Consider the following 2,881-nt stretch of genomic DNA (forward strand, 5'->3'; position numbering starts at 1 on the left):
AAAACGGAATGGAAAGTCCGGCCATAGCAGGTGATAGCCCTGTATGCGAAAACAGACGTGTGGTACTAAGGTAGAGACAAGTAGGGCGGGACACGAGAAATCCTGTCTGAATATGGGGGGACCATCCTCCAAGGCTAAATACTCGTAATCGACCGATAGTGAACCAGTACCGTGAGGGAAAGGCGAAAAGAACCCCGGGAGGGGAGTGAAATAGATCCTGAAACCGCATGCTTACAAAAAGTAGGAGCCCGCAAGGGTGACTGCGTACCTTTTGTATAATGGGTCAGCGACTTACATTCAGTGGCAAGGTTAACCGAATAGGGAAGCCGTAGAGAAATCGAGTCCGAATAGGGCGAATCAGTCGCTGGGTGTAGACCCGAAACCAAGTGATCTATCCATGGCCAGGATGAAGGTGCCGTAACAGGTACTGGAGGTCCGAACCGACTAGTGTTGCAAAACTAGCGGATGAGCTGTGGATAGGGGTGAAAGGCTAAACAAACTTGGAAATAGCTGGTTCTCTCCGAAAACTATTTAGGTAGTGCCTCAAGTATTACCGTCGGGGGTAGAGCACTGTTTAGGCTAGGGGGTCATGGCGACTTACCAAACCTATGCAAACTCCGAATACTGACGAGTACAGCTTGGGAGACAGAGCACCGGGTGCTAACGTCCGGACTCAAGAGGGAAACAACCCAGACCGCCAGCTAAGGTCCCTAAAATTGGCTAAGTGGGAAACGAAGTGGGAAGGCTAAAACAGTCAGGATGTTGGCTTAGAAGCAGCCATCATTTAAAGAAAGCGTAATAGCTCACTGATCGAGTCGTCCTGCGCGGAAGATGTAACGGGGCTAAGCCAGTTACCGAAGCTGCGGATGTGCAATTTATTGCACGTGGTAGGAGAGCGTTCTGTAGGCCTGTGAAGGTGTCTGGTGACGGATGCTGGAGGTATCAGAAGTGCGAATGCTGACATGAGTAGCGTTAAAGGGGGTGAAAAGCCCCCTCGCCGTAAGCGCAAGGTTTTCTACGCAACGTTCATCGGCGTAGAGTGAGTCGGCCCCTAAGGCGAGGCAGAGATGCGTAGCTGATGGGAAACAGGTCAATATTCCTGTACCGATCAATAGTGCGATGTGGGGACGGAGAAGGTTAGCTCAGCCAACTGTTGGATATGTTGGTTCAAGCCTGTAGTCGTGCCTGGTAGGCAAATCCGCCGGGCTTAGATGAGGGGTGATAACGAGTCTGCTTGCAGACGAAGTGAGTGATACCCTGCTTCCAGGAAAAGCCACTAAGCTTCAGCTATTGACGACCGTACCGCAAACCGACACTGGTGCGCGAGATGAGTATTCTAAGGCGCTTGAGAGAACTCAGGAGAAGGAACTCGGCAAATTGATACCGTAACTTCGGGAGAAGGTATGCCCCAAGTAGGTGAACCTGTACAAGGCGAGCCCAACGGGGTTGCAAAAAATCGGTGGCTGCGACTGTTTAATAAAAACACAGCACTCTGCAAACACGAAAGTGGACGTATAGGGTGTGACGCCTGCCCGGTGCTGGAAGATTAAATGATGGGGTGCAAGCTCTTGATTGAAGTCCCAGTAAACGGCGGCCGTAACTATAACGGTCCTAAGGTAGCGAAATTCCTTGTCGGGTAAGTTCCGACCTGCACGAATGGCGTAACGATGGCCACACTGTCTCCTCCTGAGACTCAGCGAAGTTGAAATGTTTGTGATGATGCAATCTCCCCGCGGAAAGACGGAAAGACCCCATGAACCTTTACTGTAGCTTTGTATTGGACTTTGAACAGATCTGTGTAGGATAGGTGGGAGGCTTTGAAGTGGCGTCGCTAGATGTCATGGAGCCAACGTTGAAATACCACCCTGGTGTGTTTGAGGTTCTAACCTAGGTCCATTATCTGGATCGGGGACAGTGCATGGTAGGCAGTTTGACTGGGGCGGTCTCCTCCCAAAGCGTAACGGAGGAGTTCGAAGGTACGCTAGTTACGGTCGGACATCGTGACGATAGTGCAATGGCATAAGCGTGCTTAACTGCGAGACTGACAAGTCGAGCAGATGCGAAAGCAGGACATAGTGATCCGGTGGTTCTGTATGGAAGGGCCATCGCTCAACGGATAAAAGGTACTCTGGGGATAACAGGCTGATACCGCCCAAGAGTTCATATCGACGGCGGTGTTTGGCACCTCGATGTCGGCTCATCTCATCCTGGGGCTGTAGCCGGTCCCAAGGGTATGGCTGTTCGCCATTTAAAGAGGTACGTGAGCTGGGTTTAAAACGTCGTGAGACAGTTTGGTCCCTATCTTCCGTGGGCGCTGCAGATTTGAGGAAGCCTGCTCCTAGTACGAGAGGACCGGAGTGGACACACCTCTGGTGTATCGGTTGTCACGCCAGTGGCATTGCCGAGTAGCTAAGTGTGGAAGAGATAACCGCTGAAAGCATCTAAGCGGGAAACTCGTTTCAAGATGAGATCTGCCGGGGCCTTGAGCCCCCTAAAGAGTCGTTCAAGACCAGGACGTTGATAGGTCAGGTGTGGAAGCGCAGTAATGCGTTAAGCTAACTGATACTAATTGCTCGTGCGGCTTGACCCTATAACTTTGATAGCCAACATGCATCCAGAAATGAATGTGTGCCAAGCTCAAAGATTGTTATGCCAAGTTGACGCAGTCAAAACACMAAAAGCTGATTTAACTCTATGAATTCGTTGTACTGAACTCCAAAMRYGRCGTTCAGTATGGCAACCCTTTATGCCTGATGACCATAGCAAGTTGGTACCACTCCTTCCCATCCCGAACAGGACAGTGAAACGACTTTGCGCCGATGATAGTGCGGGTTCCCGTGTGAAAGTAGGTCATCGTCAGGCTCTTACAGCCCAAACCGAC

General features: G+C 50.9%; 2 rRNA genes (1 of these 2 cut by a window edge). Both read left to right on the top strand.

From position 1 onward, the window contains the following. A 23S ribosomal RNA gene (locus tag ASF16_RS23470) occupies positions 1-2,590 on the top strand; it begins 289 nt to the left of the window's first position. Between the two features lie 159 nt (positions 2,591-2,749). Further along, a 5S ribosomal RNA gene (gene rrf / locus ASF16_RS23475) occupies positions 2,750-2,862 on the top strand. Positions 2,863-2,881: the final 19 nt, after the last annotated feature.

Source organism: Acidovorax sp. Leaf78, from assembly GCF_001422735.1.
Lineage (GTDB): Bacteria > Pseudomonadota > Gammaproteobacteria > Burkholderiales > Burkholderiaceae_C > Acidovorax.